Raw genomic sequence first — 20,577 nt, 5'->3', positions numbered from 1 at the left:
GTAGAAGGGATCCCGCATGCCGCTCGACCTGCCGCCCGACGAGGTGCGCGCCTTCGCCACAGGCCAGGCGCCCGCGCCCCTGCTCGACCTGGTCGGCGCGATGGCCACGCACGCGGTCGCCGCCGGGTTGCGGACGGGCGTGTTCGACGCGCTGGCCGAGGGACCGTGCACCCCGGCCGACCTGGCCGCCAGGCTCGGTGCGGGCACCGAAGGCCTGGCCAGGCTCCTCGACCTGCTCCGTGCCACCGGCTACGTGGAGCTCCACGACGGGCGCTACGCCAACAGCCCGACCGCCACGGCCTGGCTGTGCTCGGCCTCGCCGTCGTCCTACGGCCAGGTCCTGCTGGTCTGGCAGTCCATCCTCGGCGACCTGTGGGCGGACCTGCCCACCGCCGTACAGACCGGACGGCCCCGCGGCGACTTCTACCTCTGGCTCGCCGAACGCCCTGAGCTGTCGGCCAGGTTCCAGGATCTCCAACGCGGCCTTGCCGGATGGCTCGCCGAAGAGGTGGTCGCGCTCGCCCCGCCGCCCGACGGTGAGGTCCGGCTGCTCGACCTGGGCGGCGGGCACGGCACCTACAGCGCGGCGTTCTGCCGGACGCATCCGCAGCTGTCGGCCACGGTCGTGGACCTGCCAGGCGCGCTCGGCGACGGCGACCACGAGCGCATCCGATGGGTGGCGGCCGACCTCACCCGCGACCCGATCGAGGGGAAGCACGACATGGTGCTGCTGTGCAACGTCCTGCACGGCTTTCCCGCCGCTCAGGCCGCGGAGATCGTCGCCAAGGCGGCGGACGCCACCAGGCCCGGTGGACAGGTGCTGGTCCTGGAGACGATCGCCGAGCACCGGGCGGGCGTGGCGGAGGGAGCCTTCACCGCGGGGTTCGGCCTCAACCTGTGGCACACCCAGGGCGGTGGCGTGCCGAGCACCCGCACCGTGGATGGCTGGCTGGCGGACGCCGGGCTCGGCCAGATCAAGCGCCACGACCTGAGCCGCTCGGCCACCCACTCGCTGTTCGTCGGCACCCGCTGAACCCCGCCGCCCGACCACCCAGGCCACCTCCCGGGGCGCCCGGAAAACCAGCCCCCGCGCTGCCACAAACCAGTCCCGCGCTCCCGGAAATCAGCCGCGCTCTCGCGGAGAGTCGAGGGGCCGGTCCCCTGTGTGAGGGGACCGGCCCTGACGGGTTAGCCGGGGATCACCCCAGGCCGCTCTTCATGGCGGTGATCAGCTCACCGTTCGTGGTGTCACCGCTGAGCTCCCAGAAGAACGCGCCACCCAGGCCCTGGTTCTTCGAGTAGCTCATCTTGCCGCCGATCGTGCTCGGCGTGTCGTAGCTCCACCACTGGTTGCCGCAGTAGGCGTAGGCCGTTCCCGCGATGGTGCCCGTGGCGGGGCAGCGGGTCTTGAGGACCTTGTAGTCCTCGATGCCCTGCTCGTAGGTTCCGGGCGCGGGCCCTGTGGCCGTACCGCCCGGCGCGGACTGGGTGACGCCGGTCCAGCCGCGGCCGTAGAAGCCGATGCCGAGCAGGAGCTTGCTCGCGGGGACGCCCTTGCTCTTGAGCTTCTGGATGGCGTTGTCGGAGTAGAAGCCGGGAGTCGGGATGCCGCTGTAGTTGGTGAGCGGCGAGTGCGGGGCGGTCGGGCCCTGGGCCGCCCATGCGCCGAAGAAGTCGTACGTCATGACGTTGTACCAGTCGACGTACTGCGCGGCGCCGCCGTAGTCGGCCGCGTCGATCTTGCCGCCGTTGTTGCCGTCGGCGGTGATGGCCGCGGTGACGAGGTTGCTCGAGCCGAAGCGGGTGCGCAGGGCCGACATCAGGTTCTTGAACGCGGCGGGCCCGCTGGTGTCGCAGGTGAGGCCGCAGGCGTTCGGGTACTCCCAGTCGATGTCGATGCCGTCGAAGACGTCCGCCCAGCGCGGGTCCTCCACCAGGCGGTAGCAGGACTCGGCGAAGGCGGTCGGGTTCTGCGCGGCCTGGCCGAAGCCGCCGGACCAGGTCCAGCCGCCGAAGGAGAACAGCACCTTGATGTTGGGGTACTTCTTCTTGAGCTTGCGCAGCTGGTTGAAGTTGCCGCGCAGCGCGCCCGCGTCCCACGTGTCGGCGACGCCGTCGACGCTCTCGCCCGCCTGGTAGAAGCGGTCGTAGTCTGCGTAGCTGTCGCCGATCGTGCACTGGCCGTTCTGCACGTTGCCGAAGGCGTAGTTGATGTGGGTCAGCTTGGCTGCCGAGCCGCTGGTGTCGATGTTCTTGACGTGGTAGGCGCGCTGGTAGACGCCCCACTGGACGAAGTAGCCGAGGACCTTGTTGCCGCCGCCTCCGCCGCCGCCTGTGGTGGTGGCGGTGACGCCGGTGCTGTGGGCGGACTGGTTGCCGGCGGCGTCGCGGGCGCGGACGGTGTAGGTGTAGGCGGTGTTGGCGGTCAGGCCGGTGTCGGTGTGGGTGGTGCCGGTGACGGTGGTGATGAGGGTGCCGCCGCGGTAGATCTCGTAGCCGGTGACGCCGACGTTGTCGGTGGAGGCGTTCCAGGCGAGGGAGACGCTGTTGGCGGTGACGCCGGTCGAGCGGAGGTTGCCGGGTACGGACGGCGGGCTGGTGTCGCCTCCGCCGCCGCCTGTGGTGGTGGCGGTGACGCCGGTGCTGTGGGCGGACTGGTTGCCGGCGGCGTCGCGGGCGCGGACGGTGTAGGTGTAGGCGGTGTTGGCGGTCAGGCCGGTGTCGGTGTGGGTGGTGCCGGTGACGGTGGTGATGAGGGTGCCGCCGCGGTAGATCTCGTAGCCGGTGACGCCGACGTTGTCGGTGGAGGCGTTCCAGGCGAGGGAGACGCTGTTGGCGGTGACGCCGGTCGAGCGGAGGTTGCCGGGTACGGACGGCGCGCTGGTGTCGCCGCCCCCGCCGCCTGTGGTCTTCCACAGTGCGGGCACGTTGGGCGGTTCCCAGCCCGGCTGCGAGGTGTGGCTCTGGACGCACTCGTACTCGACGCCGTTGTAGGTGACGCGGGTGCCCGCCGTGTAGGCGGTCCACGGGGCCCACGCGGCGAAGACGGCCGCCGAGGTGCTGGACGTGGCCGCGCCGTACGCGCTGGAGGGGGCGACGACTGCCGCGGTGAGCGGCATCAGTAACGCCGCGAGGACTGCGAGGACCTTGCTCAGGGTGTGTTTCATCGATGCTCCGACATCCGGTTGGGGGGTGAGTTGGGGTGTGGGATGGGAGGCGTTTCAAGGAAACTATTAGTAAGGTTTCCTTTTAATTTTGAGATGACGTTAACCTCTACCTGCGGCAGCGTCAATACACTTCTGCGCACTCACCCAAGCGTGTACGGCGATCCCCCCGCTCGGCCGGTCATCCGGGCAGGGGGAGCAGCGGCACCTGGCCGGTCAGCGGGCCTCGCCGAGTTCGATCGGCACGCCCACCATCGAGCCGTACTCGGTCCACGAACCGTCGTAGTTCTTCACGTTGGCCTGGTCGAGGATCTCGTGCAGCACGAACCACGTGTGCGCCGAGCGCTCCCCGATCCTGCAGTAGGCGATCGTGTCCTTGCCGAAGTCGACGCCCGCACCCGAATACAGGTCCTTCAGCTCCGTGTCGGACCTGAACGTGCCGTCGTCGTTGGCCGCCTTCGACCACGGGATGTTGCGAGCCGTCGGGATGTGTCCCGCCCGCTGCGCCTGCTCCTGCGGAAGATGCGCGGGGGCCTTCAACCTGCCGGTGAACTCGTCGGGCGAGCGGACGTCGACGAGGTTGAGCTGGCCGATCGAGGAGAGGACGTCGTCACGGAAGGCCCGGATGGCGGTGTCCTGCTCCTGCGCCGCGTACGTGGTCGCCGGACGCTCGGGAACCTCGGTCACCAGCTCACGCGAGTCCAGCTCCCACTTCTTGCGACCGCCGTCCAGCAGCTTGACGTTGGAGTGACCGTAGAGCTTGAAGTACCAGTACGCGTAGGCCGCGAACCAGTTGTTGTTACCCCCGTAGAGCACCACGAGGTCGTCGTTGGCGATACCGCGCTCCGACAGCAGCGCCTCGAAACCCGCCTTGTCGACGAAGTCACGACGGACGGGGTCCTGCAGATCGGCCTGCCAGTCGATCCTGACAGCGTTACGGATATGGCTTCTGGTGTAGGCGCTGGTGTCCTCGTCGACCTCGACGAGCACGACACCCGGGGAGTCGAGGTTGGCCTCGACCCAGTCGGCGTCCACCAGGGCGGCGGAACGACTCATCGGTGAACCTCCTGGTCAGAGTTGGCGGACGAGCCGATGGCCCGCCCACTGACAGGCTCGCACGCCGACCGCCGTCGTAGCGGTAGCGCCGGGTGATCGTGTCGTCGCGCTGTCCGGCGAGCGGCGGCGGGGACGCGGCGGCCGGCTCGGACACGCCGGATCGAGCGCGGCCTTCGGATCGTGTCCACTCCGCACGACCTCCGGAGGTCCGGCCGGAGGCGGGTCTGTAGGGTCGGCGCATGATGCGACGCGTGCCGTACACCGGTGGTGAGAAGGAAAGCCTCCACGTCAGCCTCGACCGGCACCGCGACGCGGTGCTGTGGAAGCTCCACGGCCTCGACGACGAGGCACTGCGCCGCCCCATGACCCCGTCGGGGACGAACCTGCTCGGCCTGGTGAAACACCTGGCGACAGTCGAGTACGGGTGGTTCTGCACGACGTTCGGGCGCGCGATCGAGCCGCTCTGGTTCGATGTCACCGAGGACATGTCGACGACGCCTGACGAGAGCACCGCCGACATCGTGGCCTTCTACGGCCGGGCGAGGGCCACGGCCGACAGGGCGATCGAGGAGATCGGGCTCGACGACCTCGGCACCTCGTGGAACGGCACCACCGTGTCGATGCGCTGGGTGCTGATCCACATGATCGAGGACACCGTACGGCACGCGGGTCACATGGACATCCTGCGCGAGCTCATCGACGGAGCGACAGGGGATCACCCGCCGGGTTGACGGAATACCCCGGCCACGCGGACGGTTTCCGCCCCCATGAAGAGCCGTTTGAAGGTCGAACCGACGGCCAAGCGCGTGCGCACCTATTTCGGTGGCCACCAGATCGCCGACACGACGAAGGCGCTCCTGGTCTGGGAGAGCCCCTACTATCCGACCTATTATCTGCCCCTCGCCGACGTCGACCAGGCGGCGCTCAAGCCGACCGGCGCGACCGCGCACTCGCCCAGCCGAGGGGAGGGCGTCGTCCACACCGTCACAGCGGGCGGCAAGGAGGCGGACGACGCCGCTCTGATCTATCCCGACTCCCCGATCGAGGAGTTGAGGGAGCACGTCCGCTTCGAATGGGCGGCGATGGACTCCTGGTTCGAGGAGGACGAGGAGGTCTACGTCCATCCCCGAAGCCCCTACACCCGCGTCGACGTCCTGCCCAGCTCACGCAGGGTCAGGGTCGAGGTCGACGGCGTCACGGTGGCCGACTCCACCCGCCCGGTGATCCTGTTCGAGACCGGTCTGCCGGCGCGCTACTACCTGCCGAAGACGGACGTCCGCATGCACCTGTTGGCGCCGACCGACACCTCCTCCCAGTGCCCCTACAAGGGGACGGCGGAGTACTGGTCGGTCAACGGCCACCAGGACCTGGCCTGGTCCTACCGCACGCCGCTGCGCGAGAGCGAGCGGATCGCCGGGTTGATCGCCTTCTACAACGAGAAGCTCGACATCTACGTCGACGAGGTGCTGGAGGAGCGCCCCACGACCAAGTTCAGCTAGATCCGCCGTCTCCGGCGCGGCACTCGACGGGGCGACCCGCGACCCGGGGCGCGTGGTCGCCCACCCCGAGCCGGCCGTCAGGAGACAGGGCAGCCGTTGGCCTCCGCCACGTTCTTCACGTACTCTTCCTTCATGGGCGCCGTCCACACGTCGACCATCGCCTTGCCCGGCTCGGTCAGCGTGCCGCCGTGGACGAGGTAGGAGTCCGGCACGGAGTCTTTCATCTCGTGGTCTCCTGTCACCTTCTCGTCGTTGGGGTCGGAGACCGTGAACTCCTCGATGGAGATCCCGCGTTGCCGCAGTAGCTCCCGCACCTCGGAGACCGGCTTGTTCATGTAGGGGGCGCAGTGCATCGGCTCGCCGCGTGCGTCCCACGACGTGATCGACCGGTACTTCTCGCCGGGCTGGGCCGGGCGGCCGAGGCGGACGTCGGCCGAACCCTCGAAGTCGATGGGGATCTTCAGCCCGACCGGGCAGCCGCCGGTCTTGTCGCAGGTACCGGGCGCCTCGATGGACTTGAACTCCGTCACGTACCTTTCGCCGGATGTGGGGAAGACCTGCCCTTCGAAGGCGGCGGTAACCGGCTCCACCCTGATCGAGACGTCGAGGCCGACAGCCTCCAGCTGTGCCGCGTACCTGTCGGGGTCGGCGTAGAGGTCCTTCACCGTGATGACGTAGTAGCCGTCCTCCTGCTTGATGTCGAGCGCCGCGACAGGGGCGGGCCCGAGGCCGAGGCCGGACGGCCCCACCCAGCTCACCCCCACGGCGGTGGCGGCCAGCACGCCGATGACCGCGAGCTTCGGCCACCGGCCCAAGGCTCCGCGCCTGGCGGCGGGTCTGGCGAGCGGCGCCGGGTCGCCCTCCATGATCTCGCGCATGAGCTGCCGCGCCCCTTCGCTCATGCCGGGTCCCTGGTCGGGTGCGAGGTGGGCGACGACGCGGTCGACATCGGCGTTCATGAGTGACCCTCCGTTCATGAGTGACCTTCCGCGAGTGAGACGGCCCGTGAGCCGTACCTGCTGAGATCGAGATCGGCGGCGGCCAGCGCCCTGGCGAGCCGTTTGCGGGCGCGGTGCAGGCGCAGGCGCGCGGCGCCCCTGGAGCAGCCGAGCACCTTGGCCACCTCGCCGATGCTCAGGCCCTCCCAGCCGACCAGCGCGAGCACTTCCCTGTCGTCGGGCGAGAGCTGCAGGAAGGCCCGGCGCGCCTCGTCGTGGTCCCCGTCCACGACGGAGCTCGCCCAGGCCGTGAGTTCCTCTCGCAGCCGTATGGCCAGCGCGGTCCTGCGCCCCTCTGAGCGGAAGTGGTTGGCGAGGGTGCGCCTGGCGACGCCGTACAGCCAGAGCCTGGCCTCGTCGCCTTCGGGAACCTCGGGCAGCTTGCGCCAGGCGGTCGTGAACGTCTCCGCGATCACGTCGGCCATGTCGTCGGGCGAGTCGGCGCGCCGCCTGACATAGGCCGAGACGGCCGGGTAGTGCGCCGTGTACAGCTCCTCGAAGCGCTGTTCGGGATCCGGTGGCCCCATGTGGTGTTCCTTCCGGTTGGTGGACACACCAGAGGAGATGTACGGCCAGGGCGGGTTGTTTCACCCACGTGGGGCTATTTCCGGTGATGGTTGTCCGGGCGAGCGACCATCATGCGGATCCGGGTCACGGACGATCAACGTGGCGTCCGGGTCACCAGTGCCACATGCCCACCCGCACCGGCACCCCGGGAGAGGCGTGCAGGACAGGTTCGTGGCCGGGTGCGGGAAGCCCTCCCGCCTCGACCAGGTCCTGGTCGAGGCGCGCCAGCTCGGCCCGGCGCAACGGCCACGGCGGGTGCTCGACCTCGGCCACGGCCACATGGTCGGCGATCACGGTGAACAGGCGGAATCGGGCGGTCAGGAACCTCGCGAGCTCGTCCTCGACCGCCTGCGCGCCCGGCTCGACGTCGACGTCGCACCGCACGCCGCTCGGCTCCGGCCACTTCCTGCGGCACCGATACCGCACGAGCTCGTCGCCGGCTCCTACGGACATGTCCGACCAGAAGTACGGCAGGCCGTAGCCGGCCCGCCCGCCGAGCACGGCGGGCAGCCGCCCCGCGTCCAGGGACAGGAACCAGACCCCTTCGCGGCCTCGCTCGTCGCGGGCATAGGTCCGCAGGTTCGTCTCGGGAAAGCGGGACAGCCAGGGCAGCACGGGCAGTCCCGGTGACCGCACCCCCTCCATCAGGAACGGCGTCAGCCCGACCCACGCGCTCCCGTCGAAGGTCTCGACCGTCAGGGACGCGGGCAGCAGCGGCTGGACCACGGCAGGCGGATACCGCCAGTGCAGGAAGGTCACGGTCGACCAGTGGTGGTACATCACCGGCCTGGTGACATGCGGAGCTTTCATCACCGCCCGCTACCCCCGGGCGCGGCCGCGACGCCCCGGAGCCTGTCACGCGCGTCTCGCGGACCGTCTCCGAACCGCGGCCACTCTTTGAGTCAGTTACCTGACTAACTATGGACACCCGTTCCGTCGGTCGGCTATGGTCCGAAGTAAGTCAGTCAACTAACTCAGAAGGAGTTCATCATGATCGTGGTGACCGGTGCGACGGGAAACGTAGGCACGCTGGCCATCCTCGGCACGCCGCCTGACGCAGAGCGGCAGGTGAGCCCCGCCGTCGAGCCGCTCCTCGGCCGGCCGCCGCGGTCCTTCGCCGACTGGGCCGCGCGCAACGTCGCCGCCTTCCGATGAGCGCGCTGCCGAAGCCCGTCGAGGCCTTCCTGGCCGAGCCGCACCTGGCCACCCTGACCACCCTCAGGCCCGACGGCTCGCCCCACGTGGTGGCCGTGCGCTTCACATGGGACGGCGCCGCGGGCCTGGCCAGGGTCATGACGGTGGCCTCCTCGCGCAAGGTCGGGAACCTGCTCGCCGACCCCGGCGGCCGCGCCGCCCTCTGCCAGGTCGACGGCTTCCGCTGGGTCACGCTCGAAGGGCGCGCGCACGTCCGGACCGACGCGCCGCGCGTGGCCGAGGGAGCGCGCCGCTACGCCGAACGCTACTGGTCGCCGCCGCCCGACCCGCCCGGCCGGGTGGTCGTCGAGATCGCGGTGGACCGCGTGATGAACCTCAACCTCTGAAAGGACTCTCCATGCCCATCCAGAACGTGATCGACTCGACGATCTCCTACCGCGACCTCGGCGACGGCACGCCCATGGTCTTCCTGCACGGCAACCCGACCTCGTCGTACCTGTGGCGGCACGTCCTGCCCGCCGTCGGCGACCCCGGCCGCCGCCTGGCTCCCGACCTGATCGGGATGGGCGAGTCAGGCAAGCCGCCCATCGAGTACACCTTCGCCGACCACGCCCGCTACCTGGCCGCCTGGTTCGACGCGCTCGCCCTGGACGACGTGGTGCTCGTCGGCCACGACTGGGGCGGCGCGCTCGCCTTCGACTTCGCGGCCCGCCATCCGGGGCGGGTACGCGGCATCGCGTTCACCGAGACCATCGTCAAGCCGATGACGTGGCAGGAGTTCCCCGAGGGCGGTCGGCCGCTGTTCCAGGCGATCAAGACGGAGGGTGTCGGCGAGGCCATGATCCTCGACGACAACGCCTTCCTCGAGCAGGGCCTGCCCGCCACCGTCGCCGTCCCGATGAGGCAGGGCGACCTCGACGTCTACCGCAAGCCGTACCCGACGAGGGAGAGCAGGCTGCCGCTGCTGCGGTGGCCGCGGTCGATGCCGCTGGACGGCGAGCCCGCGGACGTCGTGGCCAGGATCGAGGCCTACGACGAGTGGCTGGCGACCAGCGCGGACGTCCCCAAACTGCTCATCACCTTCCAGCCGGGCCCCGGCACGATGATGGGGCCCGAGCTGATCGACTGGTGCGCGGAGAACATCGCGGGCCTGGAGATCGACCGGCACGACGGGGTCGCAGGACACCACACGCCCGAGGACCAGCCGCTCGCGATCGCCTCCGCCGTCGCCACGTGGGCGGACCGGCACGGACTTCGCTGACCGCCCCGATGTCGGTCCCGCGTTGTAGGGTGACGGCCCATGTTACGGCGATCATCACTCGTGCTGTGGGCACTGGCGCTGGCGCTGACCGCGCTTCCCTATGTCCCGTTCCTGGGGGGATGGAGCGGCTCGTACGCGGCACTGACGATGGGGTCGTGCTGGGGGTTCATGCGGTACGCGGACGTCAGCATGGCCCTCCTGCCGCTGTACGCGGTGCCCGAGCCGGTGATCGTCCTCGTCGGATTCGGTCTCTGGGCGCTCCTGGCGTGGAAGGGCATGCCGCGGTGGGGCCGCGCGGCCGGATGGCTGTCCGTCCTGGGCATCACGTGGCCCACGCTCCTGGAGCTCGGGTTCGCCGTGCCGGATCTGCTGACGGGGGACGGATGCGCGCAGACGTGGGCACCGTTCCTCGGGGAGGGCCCGTCCATCCTGGGGCACGTGGGCGAGGTGCTGCCCGCCCTCCTGATCCTCGTCGCCGTGAGGGTGCCCCGCACGACCCCGCGAGGCGGGATCGCCCGAACGGCGGCCGCCGCCTTCGCCGTGCTCCTCCTGCTGGGCCTGCAGACCGGCGACAGGGCCAGGGGGAAGGTGACGGAGGCGGCCGGGGAGAAGTGCGGCTCATGGGACCTCCGCTACGGCCCCAGGCCGGTCGGCCGTGGCGACAGGGAGACCGCCTTCGTCTGCGTGGCGCGGGGCCAGGAGTACGTGCTCCCGCCGAAGTTGCGCGACCTTCCCGACGCCGAGCTGGTCGCCTTCGGCAGGAACCTGTGCGGGGCGAGCATGCGCGCCGACCCGAAGGAACTGGGACGCCTTCACGGCGAGACCGGCGTGAGCGTCGATACCGTCGAGACGACACAGGCGCTGGCGCTGCTCTGCCCCGAGGTGGACGCCCGCGAGCAGGCCGAGGAGAAGCGGCGGCAGGCGGAGAACGACGAGTTCACCGCCACCGCGAAGAAGCGGTGCGCGGGCCTCCCGCCGCACCGGCCGCGGATCAGGGCGGCGGTGAGGGGAGCGACGTCGATGTGGTCGGACTACGGCGCGGTGACCGCCATCGAGGACGAGGAGCCGGAGGGAACGGCAGCGCTGGACAAGGCGTTCGGCAACGACCTCGTCGGCGCGGCCAAGGGCGAGCTCGCCATCCTCACCGCCGACGAGGCGATGCACGTCTGCGTCACGGTCGAGGGGTACGGCAGGCGCCCGCCCGTGGAGCGCAAGGGCTGGGAGAAGGTCGTCGAGATCGGCTACACCAGCCCCAAGGGCGAGCTGACCTACTGGGCCGAGGCCGCCGCCGACCTTCCGAACCCGCTGGTGAAGGGCCCGGGACGCTACCGGGTCCGCGTGCACATGCGCGGCGCCGGCGCGGCGATGAAGGACGACGGCGACGCCCGCCAGCAGTTCCTTGTGATGATCTTCCCGGGTTCGTCCCGGGGGACCGAGGTCCTCAGGTAGCCGTCAGGCGAGGAAGTCCAGCAGGGCGGCGGTGAGCTCGGCAGGCGTGTCCTCCTGCACCAGATGGCCTGCCCCCGGCAGCACGCGCAGCCGGGCGCTGGGGATGCGTGTGGCCAGCTCGTGGCCCTTGCCGACCGGGATCCACGCGTCGTCCTCTCCCCAGCACACCAGCACGGGGATCCCGATCGCGCCGAGGTGGTCCTCCAGCTCGTCGGTGAACCGCTGGTCGGCCTGGGCGATCTGGCGGTAGAAGGCGGGCTGGCCCGCCTCGTCGAGCCACGGATCGACCAGGCGGTCGAGGACCGCAGGGTGCAGGCCAGGGCTGCTCGCCGAGCTCACATACTCGCGCACGAGCGCGCGGTGCAGGTGGACGGGAAGCTGCTCGAAGACCGTCGAGTGCGCGCCGACCAGCCGGAAGAACGGCGATCCCCAGGGCGCCAGCGCGACGGGGTCGACGAGCGCGAGCCTCCCGTACGGCCTGCCGTGCAGCAGACGGGCGGGGCCGCGGGGTCGCCGAGCACGTCCCATCGGACCTCGCCGGCGGAGCTCTCGAAGGTCCTGGTCAGCTTCCAGTCGCGCAACGCTTCCTCCCCGCTCGGGTGACATCGCGCGACACCGTACCCGACGCCGCTCGTCGCGGGCCGGGCGGCGAGGGGCGCCTCAGCCGTTGTCCAGGGTGAGCAGCCCGCGCTGGTAGGCGACGGCGACCGCTGCCGCGCGGTCGTTGACGCCGAGCTTGGTGTAGATGTGCAGCACGTGGGTCTTGACCGTGGCCTCGCTGATGAACAGGCGGGCGGCCGCCTCGCGGTTGGTCGTGCCCTGGGCGATCAGGCGCAGGACCTCCAGCTCTCTGGCGCTCAACGGGTCGGCGGGGGCGCGTACCCTGCCGAGCAGGCGGGTGGCGACCGACGGGGAGAGGACGGCCTCGCCGCGCGCCGCCGCGTGGACCGCGCGCATGAGCTCGTCGCGGGGCGCGTCCTTGAGGAGGTAGCCGGTGGCTCCGGCCTCGATCGCGGGCAGGACGTCGCTGTCGGTGTCGTAGGTGGTGAGGACGAGAACGCGTGCCGTGTTGCCGAGCTTGGCGAGCTCCTTGATGGCCGTCACGCCGTCCATCCTGGGCATCCGGAGGTCCATGAGGATCACGTCGGGGAGCAGGGCGCGCGCGAGCTCGACGGCCTGCGCGCCGTCGCCGGCCTCGCCGAGCACCTCGAAGCGCGGGTCGGCGGTGAACATGCCGCGGATGCCGTCGCGGACGATGGGGTGGTCGTCGGCGATCAGCAGTCTGATGGGGGCCTCAGACACGTGGGGTCTCCCTCGGGATGGCGGGGACGCTCGCGGAGATCGCGGTGCCGCCGCCGGGCTCTGACTCGATCTCCAGCGTGCCCGCCAGGCGGCTCACCCGCCGGCTCATCGACGTGAGGCCGAAGCCGCCGCCGTCTCGGACCCGCTCAGGGTCGAAGCCGGCGCCGTCGTCGCGGACGTCCAGGGTGACCAGGTCCTCCATGTACGACAGCGTCAGCCCGACGCGGTTGGCGCGCGCGTGCTTGGCCACGTTCGCGAGGGCCTCCTGGGCCGTCCGCAGCAGGGTCACCTCGACCTCGGGATGCATGGGGCGGACCGTACCAGTCGTGGTGAGGTCGGCGCGCACGGCGTTGAGGCCGGACCACTCGGCGGCGACCTCCGCCAGAGCGTCGGGGAGCTGCGCCGACTCCAGGGGGCCAGGCCCGACGGCGTGGACGGACCTGCGCGCCTCGGCGAGGCTCTCGCGGGCCAGGCGGGTGGCGTTGTCGATGTGGCGCCGCCACTCGGCGGGGTTCTCGCCCGCCTCCGTGGCGTGCACGGCCGCCTGGAGCTGGGTGATGATGCCCGTCAGCCCCTGCGCGAGCGTGTCGTGGATCTCGCCGGCCATGCGCTGCCGCTCGTCGAGCACGCCGGCCTCGCGGGCCTGGATCAGCAGCTGGGCGTGCAGGCCGGCGTTCTCCCGCATCGCTTCCTCGAGCCTGGTCACCATCCTCTTCCGTTCGGCGCTCCGCTCGTTCGTGACCTCGCCGAGGAAGCTGAACAGGCTGACGACCGCCACTATCGCGGCGACGAAGAAGAGGTAGGTGAGGATCGAGGAGGGGGTGGCCTCGGGGAGCCCGCCGCTGTAGGCGGTGATGCTGATCGCGGCGGTGGCCGTCACCCCCGCGAACCGCCACCGCCCCTTGAGGTACTGCCACGAATGGAGGTAGCCGGTGAAGGCGAAGAAGCCGGCGAACCACACCCCGCGCGTGCTGAGCACCGCGATCAGGACCACCAGTCCGGTGACGTAGCCGGCCATCATGGTGCCGTTCGACGTCCACCCGGCGCGGCGGGCGGTCATCACCCAGATCCAGGCGGCAGCGAGCGTGGCAAGGCCGAGCGTGACGAGCCGGTGGGCCCACGAGGTGTCGCCGGTGAGCCAGGAGAGCGTCGTGGAGATCGCGAGGAGGAGGTAGGGGACGCCTGCCATGAGGCGCTCCAGACGCCTCTCCCATCGGTCGAGGCGCTCGCCCGCCACCGTCGTCATGCTCACTCCCAGCGGAAGTACGTGGCCGCGGCAAGGCTGACGATCGCCGCGTACGCGGCCATGACGCCCAGCAGCAGGGGGCTCGGCCAATGACCAGCCCAGACATCCTGGAGGGCCTGTCTGAAAGCGCCCAAGGGGGTGTATTCGCCGATACGGGCCAGGATAACGGGCATCTGGTCGGTCGGCTGGATCAGTCCCGCGAGGAACGCCATGGGGAAGTACAGCAGGACGCCCACCCCGTTGGCGGATCGTCCGTTCGGGGCCAGGGCGGCGATGAGCAGGCCGACGGCGAACATCGCGGCGGTCCCGAGCAGGAAGGCGACGACGAACGGGAGGACGCGGCCGGGCAGGTGGGCGCCGAGGACCGTCCCCGCGACGCCGAGGAGCAGGGCGGCGGCGACCAGCGCGAGGACGAGCTGCAGGATCAGCTGCACCAGCAGCATGCTCCCCGGACGCACCGGGGTGGTGGAGAGCCTGCGCAGAATGCCCCTTTCCCGGTAGGTGGCCAGGGTGGTGGGCAGCAGGTACAGGCCCACGAGTCCCACGGCGATCGCCAGCGACATCGGCAGCAGCACCGTGTCGCCCGGCGTGATCGAGCTGCCGAAGACGACCAGGATGAAGAGGGGGATGAGGATCGTGAACATCGAGCCGGGCTCGCGGACGAGCAGCTTCAGCTCCACGGTGGTGAGCTTGGTGATCGCGGTCATGACAGGTCTCCGTCGCTGATCTGTGGGTCAGAGGTGAAGGGAGCGGCCGGTCAGGGCCACGAACGCGTCGTCGAGGGTGCGCTTGTCGATCCGCAGGTCGGCGACAGGGAGGTGGTTGCGGGCCATCGTCGAGGTGACGGCCGTGGCGAAGTCGCCCCTGCCCGTGACGGTCACCTGGTCGCCGTTCCTGCTCACGCCGGACACCCCGGGCAGGCCGCCCAGCAGGACGACCGGGTCGGTCGCGTCCCCCGTCATGAGCGTGAACCGCATCTGGTGCTCGGCGTCGACACCGTCGATCAGGCCGGCGGGGGTGTCGAGCGCGACGATGGTGCCGCGGTCGAAGACCGCGACCCTGTCGCAGAGCTCCTCCACCTCGTCCATGAAGTGGCTGACGAGGACCACGGTCACGCCGGACGCCCTGACCTGCTTGATCACTTCCCAGGTGGCGCGGCGGGCCTGCGGGTCGAGTCCCGTCGTGAGCTCGTCGAGGAAGGCGACCCGCGGATCGCCCACCAGAGCCAGGGCGATGAACAGCCGCTGCTTCTGGCCGCCCGACAGCTTCCCGAAGCGGGTGTCGCGCTTGTCGGCAAGCCCCCACTGGTCCAGCAGTTCCCGCCAGTCGCGCGGCTTGGCGTAGAAGGAGGCGTAGAGGTCGAGCGCCTCCCAGACCTTGATGTTCTCGGGCAGCTGGGTGTGCTGGAGCTGCACGCCGATCCGCTCGTGCAGCTCGCGCCCGTCCTTGATCGGGTCGAGGCCGAGCACCCTGATCGACCCGCCGTCGGGCCGCCGCAGGCCCTCCACGCATTCCACCGTGGTGGTCTTGCCGGTGCCGTTGGGACCGAGGATGCCGAAGATCTCGCCCTCCTCCACGGAGAACGACACCCTGTCCAGGACCGTCAGGTCCGCGTACTTCTTGGTGAGGTCGGTGACTTCGATGACTGCCATGGGCAAAGCATGGTTCGCGGGCGCGCGCGGCGAATCGGCCGCGCGGCCACGATCGTCCGCTGATGCTGCTGACCCCGGAATCCACCGATCGGTTGATGGCGGACGCGGCGTCGGACCTAGTAGGCGACGGTGAAGCGCTGCCTGACGAAGTCGCGCCGCTCGAGGGCGTCGACGATGGCGGAGGCGAAGTCACCGGTGCTGATCCGGCTCTCACCCTGGTCGTCGGTCAGCGGGGTGTCGGTGGCCTCGGCCCGGTAGCCGCCTGTCTTGTCCCCCTCCACCAGGTGCATGGGCGGCGGGCTCACGTACGACCAGTCGACGGTGGTGTCGGCGGCACGCAGGAGGTCGAGCGCCGCCGCCTGGTCCAGCGCCGTTTCGAGGTACTGCGGGGGAAAGCCGGGCGAGTCGACGAACCGCCTGCCCTCGGGCGAGGTCAGGCTGCCGCCGCCGCCGACGAACAGCAACCGGTCGACGCCCGCGTCCGGCAGCGCGTCCAGGAGGGCGGCGGCCCCTCGGGGCACCAGGTGGTCGGCCCCCTTGACCGAGGCCACGACGGCGTCGTGGCCGGCGACGGCGGGCTTGATCGAGGCCGGGTCGAGCACGTCGACGTCGCGGCTGGACAGGGCGGTGACCTCGTGGCCGCGGGTGGCCGCCTCGCGGGCGACCGCGCCGCCCAGGTTGCCGGTGGCGCCGATGACTGCGATCTTCATGGTCAGTCCTTCCAGGTCGTGTCGAGGAACGAGGCGATCAGCGGGGCGATCTCGGGGAGGTTCTCCTCGAGCGCGAAGTGGCCGGTGGCGAAGACGTGGAGCTCGGCGTCGGGCAGGTCGCGAAGGTAGGCTCTGGCGCCCGGCACGGTGAAGAAGGCGTCGCCGTCGCCCCACACGATGAGGGCGGGGGGCCGGTGCTCGCGCAGCCACTGCTGCCAGACCGGGTAGAGATCGACGTTGCTGTGGTAGTCGAGCGCCAGCGCGACCTGGGCCTCCTTGCGTCCGGGCAGGTCGAGGAAGTGCTGGTCGAGAGTCCATCCGTCGGGCGCGATCCGGCTGACGTCCGTGGTGCCGCCCTCGTACTGCCCCCTGGTCATGGGCAGGACGAGGATCTGGGCGACGGCCTCCTCGGCGCCGGGCACGCCGGGCCGGTTGGCGATGAAGTTCCTGGCCAGGTCGGACAGGCCCTCCTCGTAGGCGTTGGCGTTCTGCACGACGAGCCCGGCGATCCACTCGGGGTGGCGGGTCGCCAGCCGGAACCCGACGGGACCGCCGAAGTCGAAGGCGTACAGCACGAAGCGCTCCAGCCCCACCGCCTTCACGAAGCCTTCGGTGATGTCGGCCAGACGCTCGAAGGAGTAGAGGAAGTCGGCAGGCGCTTCGGTGTGCCCGAAGCCCGGATAGTCGGGCGCGATCAGCCGGTAGTCGGTGCCGAGCGCGTCGATCAACCGCCGGAACTGATGGGAGGCGGAGGGAAAGCCGTGCAGCAGCAGCAGGACGGGCGCGTCGGCCGGGCCCGCCTCGCGGTAGAAGACGCGCACGCCCTCGACGTCCACGAACCTGTGATGCACCACGGGGATGTTCATCTAATGCCTCCTCAGCGTGAAGATGCATTAGTTATAGCGGACCCGTTTCTAATGGGTCAATAGGCAAAGTGGCGTTAGAAGCGAGTCATCACGTCCGCGAGGAGGTCCGGCACGACGGGGAGTCACGGGGGCTCGCCCCCTCCGGGCGGAGGGGACGAGCCGTGGAACTCAGGGCTTGTCAGGCCGCTCCGAGATGCGGACGAAGCTGACGGTCGGCGAGCCCTTGCGCGCCGCGAAGCGCACGTTCAGCTGGCCGTCGGTCACCTTCACCGTGTGCTGCCTGGTCACCGCGGTGTACGTGCCCGCCTCCAGTGCCAGGTCGAGCGCGGGGATCGCCAGCTGGCCCTCGACGATCACGTCGAAGACCCGCTTGCCCATCCCCATCGACCTGGTCTCCGCGAAGCCCAGCTCCACGGTGTACGTCCCGGAGGGGACGTTGTCGAAGCGGTACTCCAGCATGTTCTCCCTGACACGCCGGAACAGCTCCTGCTCGGTGGTGCCGTTGATGGTTCTGGTCGTGGTGTGCGTCGAGGTCGAGTTGGCGACGTAGCCATGCGCCCCCTGGGCGTACTTCCTGTCGGGGGTCCACGTGTCGCCCTCGCCGTCCACCAGCGCCTTGGAGCCGCCCGCGTCCACGGCCACCTGGAGTTTGGGCACCGCGACCGTCACCTTGATCTCGATCACCGGCTGGCGGCCGCTGGCCGAGCGGACCGTCAGTTTGCCGGTCCGCACGCCGCCCGGCTGGAGGCCGGCGCTGGACGCGGTGACCTTCAGCGCCGCCGACTGCCCCTTGGCCAGGTCGCCCGCGGCCGGAGCCACGGTCAGCCAGGTCGCGTCGGCCGTGGCCGTGTAGGCGGTGGGCGAGCCGAGGTTGGTGAGCTGCACGGTGCGGTTCCTGGTCGCGTCCGCGGGCATCACCACGGTCACCTCGGCCACCGAGGCGCTCACCCGCCCAGTGACGAGGGCGGTGTCGATCCTGGTGAGCGTCCCAGGCGCGATCGTCACCTGCTTGGAGAAGGTGCCGTAGTGCTCCTTCGACACCTCCACCGTGTAGTCGCCCGCGGGCACCTGCCCGTAGAAGGTGCCGTCGGCGCCGGTGGTGAAGGTCGCGACATCGCCGATCTTCACCTGCGCCCCCGCGAGCGGGTCGCCGTCGTTGGCGTCGGTGACGGTGCCGATCGCCAGGCCGTGCCTGCTGGCGGTGATCGCCAGGCTCTGCCCGTTCGCGATCGCCGCCGCGTTGGCCGAGTAGAGCAGGGCGTCGGTGCCGCCGGCGTTCTCGATGCCCACGGTGGCGCTGGAGCCCTGCTCCCGCTCGCTCTCCACGTCCTTGTAGCGGTAGCCGACCGAGCCGTCCTCGCCCAGCACGACGGAGAACGACATCCGCTGGCTGGTGTCGGAGTAGAAGGTGACGTTCCGCCACTCGATCACGAAGGTCCTGCGCGGCGCGGTGCCGCCGGTCGCGGTGTAGACGCCCGCCTGGGCGTCCACCACCAGGTCGTCCCAGAACGGGTAGACCGCCAGGTTGGGCGTGCCTGTCGTGGGAAGCGTGCCGTTGCTGCCCGTGGTGACCCGGTCGGCCGCGAACGTGGCCAGGCCGTTGGTGGTCACCCACGCGCGCGACTGCCCGGCCCCGTAGAAGGGGACGGTGAACGGCAGGGTCACCTGGAGCGCCTCGTCGTCGCCGGTGAGCGCCAGCTTCTCCGTGCCCGCCACGTAGGCGTCGGAGCCGCTCCTGCAGGTGTAGCCGAAGTTGTCGCCGCGCAGCGGCAGCTCGATGTCCTTGGTCACGTCGCCCGCGACCGTGACCTCCGTCGTGGCGGCGCTGGAGCAGCGCGACGTCGGGGTGACGGTGAGCTCGTAGGAGCCGTGCGGCAGCGTCAGCCGGTACCTGCCGGCGGCGTCGGTCACCGCGCTGACCGGCGTGCCCCGCGCGGCCACGGTGGCCCCTGCCTCCGGCGTGCCGGCCGTGGCGACCGTGCCCGAGACGACGCCCGAGGCCTTCGGGGTCAGGGAAAGGTCCCTGGTCACGCTCTGCTCAGCCACGATCGTCGCGGTCGCGGTCGCCTGCTCGTAGCCGAACCTGGTCACGGTGATCTGGTAGTCGCCTGGCACCAGGCGCGGCAGGCTGTAGCCGCCGTCCTGTCCCGTGGTCGCGGTACGGCTGATCGGGCCCGTGACCGAGACCGTGGCGCCGGACAGCGGCGATCCCGCCGCGGTGACCGTGCCCTTGAGCTCGCCGAGGCCCTCGCGCGGCGCGGCGCTGACCGCGGCGAAGGCGTCGAGCCTGCCCTCGCCCCAGACGTTGTTGTCGGCCGCCGTGCCGCCGCAACTGGTGTCGTTGACGTCGATCGCGGTGCTGTCGAGCAGCGGACGCGTGGCGGCGATGTCGCCCCGCAGGCGGGGGGAGGCCGACCAGATCAGCGCCACCGTGGCCGCCACGTGCGGCGAGGCCATCGAGGTGCCGGTGAAACTGCTGTAGCCGCCACCCGGCACCGAGGAGCGGACGTTCACGGCGGGAGCGGCGATGTTCGGCTTGATCTCGCCGTTCTCGCCCTCGCCCTTGCTGGAGCGGTTGTAGACGACGTTGTTCACGTCGAACCCGCCGGTGCTGTAGCTGGCGACGTACTGCCCCGGCGAGCCGCTGGTACGGCAGGCGGGCCCCTCGTTGCCGTTGGCGAACATGGGGAAGATGCCGGCCGCGATCCACGCCTCGACGGTCGCCTTGTACCAGGGGTCGAAGCCCGCTCCGCCCCAGGAGTTGTTGACGATGTCGGGCGCCAGGTCGGGGCGCGGGTCGGCGCCGGTCAGGTCGGTGGGCGCGAGCACCCACTGACCGGCCGCGAGGAGCGAGGCGTCCGTGCAGGTCTGGCCCTCGCAGCCCTTGGCCGCGATCCATGTGGCGCCGGGCGCGACGCCGATGCCGGAGGCGCCCACCATGGTGCCCATGACGTGGGTGCCGTGGCCGTTGTTGTCGCAGGGGGCGGGGCTGGGGCAGACCCTGGCGGGGTCGAACCAGTTGTGGTTGTGGTCGTAGCCGCCCCCGGGGAGCCTGCCCCGGTACTGCGCGGCGATCTCCGGGTGGTCGAACTGGGCGCCGGTGTCGATGTGCGCGACCACGATGCCTTCGCCGCGGGTGCCGAGTTCGCTCCACACCCTGGGGGCGTTGATCCGGTCCACGTTCCACTCGACCGCGTTGACCTTGGCCTCCGCCGTACCGGGGACGGGCTTGGGCAGGGACAGGGTCCTGACCGGTTCGATGGCCGTGACCTCGGGCAGCTCGGCGATCTCGGCGGCCAGCTTGGCGTCGGCCGTCACGGTGACCGCGTTGATGATCCAGTAGGCGGTGAAGTCCGCGTGCCGGGCTTCGAGCAGCTTGCGGAGGTTGGCCTGGGAGGCGTTGGCATGCTGCGTCTTGGCCGTGAAGACCGCCTTGGCCTTGTCGTCCTTCGTGGCGGCGCGGTGCGCTGCGGTGAGGCTGGCCTCGCCCTTCAACCGCACCCAGAACGTGGCCTTGTCCTGCTTGGCCAGGTCGGCGCGGACGGCTTCGCTGATCTTCTGCGGCTCGGGCGCGGCGTGCGCGAGGCCTTGGGGGAGAAGGAGAGCGAGCACCGCGAGGATCCCTAACAGGGTCGCTCGCCGGTGCCGGGGG

The 20,577-nt window shown here is 70.6% G+C and carries 20 protein-coding genes; 7 read left to right on the top strand and 13 right to left on the bottom strand.

The features are described 5' to 3' along the window. Nucleotides 1-16: 16 nt before the first annotated feature. A complete protein-coding gene (locus tag AC3EO4_RS06825; RefSeq protein ID WP_431894339.1) occupies nucleotides 17-1,033 on the top strand; it encodes a methyltransferase in 1,017 nt (338 codons plus the stop codon). A gap of 166 nt (nucleotides 1,034-1,199) precedes the next feature. Here AC3EO4_RS06825 and AC3EO4_RS06820 read toward each other — a convergent pair whose 3' ends face one another. Both AC3EO4_RS06820 and AC3EO4_RS06815 read right to left on the bottom strand, forming a co-directional pair. Then, nucleotides 1,200-3,167: a glycosyl hydrolase family 18 protein gene (locus tag AC3EO4_RS06820; protein ID WP_431894337.1), complete on the bottom strand. Its 1,968-nt coding sequence runs from the start codon at nucleotides 3,165-3,167 to the stop codon at nucleotides 1,200-1,202. A gap of 213 nt (nucleotides 3,168-3,380) precedes the next feature. Continuing rightward, nucleotides 3,381-4,220 carry a sulfurtransferase gene (locus AC3EO4_RS06815; RefSeq protein ID WP_431894335.1) on the bottom strand — a complete coding sequence of 280 codons (840 nt, stop codon included), beginning with the start codon at nucleotides 4,218-4,220 and terminating at the stop codon, nucleotides 3,381-3,383. A 239-nt stretch (nucleotides 4,221-4,459) separates the two neighbouring features. Here AC3EO4_RS06815 and AC3EO4_RS06810 point away from each other — a divergent pair, with 239 nt between their 5' ends. Beyond that, nucleotides 4,460-4,951 carry a DinB family protein gene (locus AC3EO4_RS06810; RefSeq protein WP_431894333.1) on the top strand — a complete coding sequence of 164 codons (492 nt, stop codon included), beginning with the start codon at nucleotides 4,460-4,462 and terminating at the stop codon, nucleotides 4,949-4,951. Between the two features lie 36 nt (nucleotides 4,952-4,987). Continuing rightward, on the top strand, nucleotides 4,988-5,719 hold the full coding sequence (locus AC3EO4_RS06805; protein ID WP_431894331.1) for a DUF427 domain-containing protein: 732 nt from the start codon (nucleotides 4,988-4,990) through the stop codon (nucleotides 5,717-5,719). A gap of 77 nt (nucleotides 5,720-5,796) precedes the next feature. On the opposite strand, the gene AC3EO4_RS06800 is transcribed toward AC3EO4_RS06805, so the two are convergent. The 3 genes from AC3EO4_RS06800 to AC3EO4_RS06790 form a co-directional block, all read right to left on the bottom strand. After that, complete coding sequence (locus AC3EO4_RS06800; RefSeq protein WP_431894329.1) at nucleotides 5,797-6,678, bottom strand: hypothetical protein; 882 nt, start codon at nucleotides 6,676-6,678, stop codon at nucleotides 5,797-5,799. A 14-nt stretch (nucleotides 6,679-6,692) separates the two neighbouring features. Further along, nucleotides 6,693-7,244: an RNA polymerase sigma factor gene (locus AC3EO4_RS06795; RefSeq protein WP_379573217.1), complete on the bottom strand. Its 552-nt coding sequence runs from the start codon at nucleotides 7,242-7,244 to the stop codon at nucleotides 6,693-6,695. A gap of 151 nt (nucleotides 7,245-7,395) precedes the next feature. After that, nucleotides 7,396-8,094 carry a YqjF family protein gene (locus AC3EO4_RS06790; protein ID WP_431894327.1) on the bottom strand — a complete coding sequence of 233 codons (699 nt, stop codon included), beginning with the start codon at nucleotides 8,092-8,094 and terminating at the stop codon, nucleotides 7,396-7,398. A 180-nt stretch (nucleotides 8,095-8,274) separates the two neighbouring features. Between AC3EO4_RS06790 and AC3EO4_RS06785 the strand changes: the two genes are divergently transcribed. The 4 genes from AC3EO4_RS06785 to AC3EO4_RS06770 are packed head-to-tail and all read left to right on the top strand — an operon-like array spanning nucleotide 8,275 to nucleotide 11,149. Beyond that, nucleotides 8,275-8,439 carry a hypothetical protein gene (locus AC3EO4_RS06785; protein ID WP_431894325.1) on the top strand — a complete coding sequence of 55 codons (165 nt, stop codon included), beginning with the start codon at nucleotides 8,275-8,277 and terminating at the stop codon, nucleotides 8,437-8,439. Continuing rightward, nucleotides 8,436-8,825, top strand: a complete 390-nt coding sequence (locus AC3EO4_RS06780; RefSeq protein WP_431894324.1) for a pyridoxamine 5'-phosphate oxidase family protein — start codon at nucleotides 8,436-8,438, stop codon at nucleotides 8,823-8,825. The genes AC3EO4_RS06785 and AC3EO4_RS06780 overlap by 4 nt, the downstream gene beginning before the upstream one ends. Before the next feature lie 11 nt (nucleotides 8,826-8,836). Then, a complete protein-coding gene (locus AC3EO4_RS06775; RefSeq protein WP_431894322.1) occupies nucleotides 8,837-9,700 on the top strand; it encodes a haloalkane dehalogenase in 864 nt (287 codons plus the stop codon). Between the two features lie 39 nt (nucleotides 9,701-9,739). Beyond that, nucleotides 9,740-11,149, top strand: coding sequence for a hypothetical protein (locus AC3EO4_RS06770; protein ID WP_431894320.1), 1,410 nt, complete (start codon nucleotides 9,740-9,742; stop codon nucleotides 11,147-11,149). A 3-nt stretch (nucleotides 11,150-11,152) separates the two neighbouring features. On the opposite strand, the gene AC3EO4_RS06765 is transcribed toward AC3EO4_RS06770, so the two are convergent. The 8 genes from AC3EO4_RS06765 to AC3EO4_RS06730 form a co-directional block, all read right to left on the bottom strand. Beyond that, on the bottom strand, nucleotides 11,153-11,677 hold the full coding sequence (locus tag AC3EO4_RS06765) for an alpha/beta fold hydrolase (RefSeq protein WP_431894318.1): 525 nt from the start codon (nucleotides 11,675-11,677) through the stop codon (nucleotides 11,153-11,155). 132 nt (nucleotides 11,678-11,809) lie between these two features. Then, nucleotides 11,810-12,451: a response regulator gene (locus tag AC3EO4_RS06760; protein ID WP_431894316.1), complete on the bottom strand. Its 642-nt coding sequence runs from the start codon at nucleotides 12,449-12,451 to the stop codon at nucleotides 11,810-11,812. Beyond that, the gene (locus tag AC3EO4_RS06755; RefSeq protein ID WP_431894315.1) at nucleotides 12,444-13,697 is read right to left on the bottom strand and encodes a sensor histidine kinase; all 1,254 of its coding nucleotides are present in this window, start codon (nucleotides 13,695-13,697) and stop codon (nucleotides 12,444-12,446) included. Before AC3EO4_RS06755 ends, AC3EO4_RS06760 begins: the two co-directional genes overlap by 8 nt. Before the next feature lie 2 nt (nucleotides 13,698-13,699). Next, the gene (locus AC3EO4_RS06750) at nucleotides 13,700-14,404 is read right to left on the bottom strand and encodes an ABC transporter permease (RefSeq protein ID WP_379573208.1); all 705 of its coding nucleotides are present in this window, start codon (nucleotides 14,402-14,404) and stop codon (nucleotides 13,700-13,702) included. A gap of 27 nt (nucleotides 14,405-14,431) precedes the next feature. Then, entirely contained in the window at nucleotides 14,432-15,349 is a 918-nt protein-coding gene (locus AC3EO4_RS06745; RefSeq protein WP_379573207.1) for an ABC transporter ATP-binding protein, read from the bottom strand. A 116-nt stretch (nucleotides 15,350-15,465) separates the two neighbouring features. Then, nucleotides 15,466-16,059, bottom strand: a complete 594-nt coding sequence (locus AC3EO4_RS06740; protein ID WP_379573206.1) for an NAD(P)-dependent oxidoreductase — start codon at nucleotides 16,057-16,059, stop codon at nucleotides 15,466-15,468. A gap of 2 nt (nucleotides 16,060-16,061) precedes the next feature. Beyond that, nucleotides 16,062-16,925 carry an alpha/beta fold hydrolase gene (locus tag AC3EO4_RS06735; RefSeq protein WP_431894311.1) on the bottom strand — a complete coding sequence of 288 codons (864 nt, stop codon included), beginning with the start codon at nucleotides 16,923-16,925 and terminating at the stop codon, nucleotides 16,062-16,064. Between the two features lie 168 nt (nucleotides 16,926-17,093). Then, a complete protein-coding gene (locus AC3EO4_RS06730; RefSeq protein ID WP_431894309.1) occupies nucleotides 17,094-20,537 on the bottom strand; it encodes a S8 family serine peptidase in 3,444 nt (1,147 codons plus the stop codon). Between the last annotated feature and the right edge of the window lie 40 nt (nucleotides 20,538-20,577).

The organism is Nonomuraea sp. bgisy101, from assembly GCF_057708945.1.
This window is presented reverse-complemented; position numbering and strand designations above follow the sequence as displayed.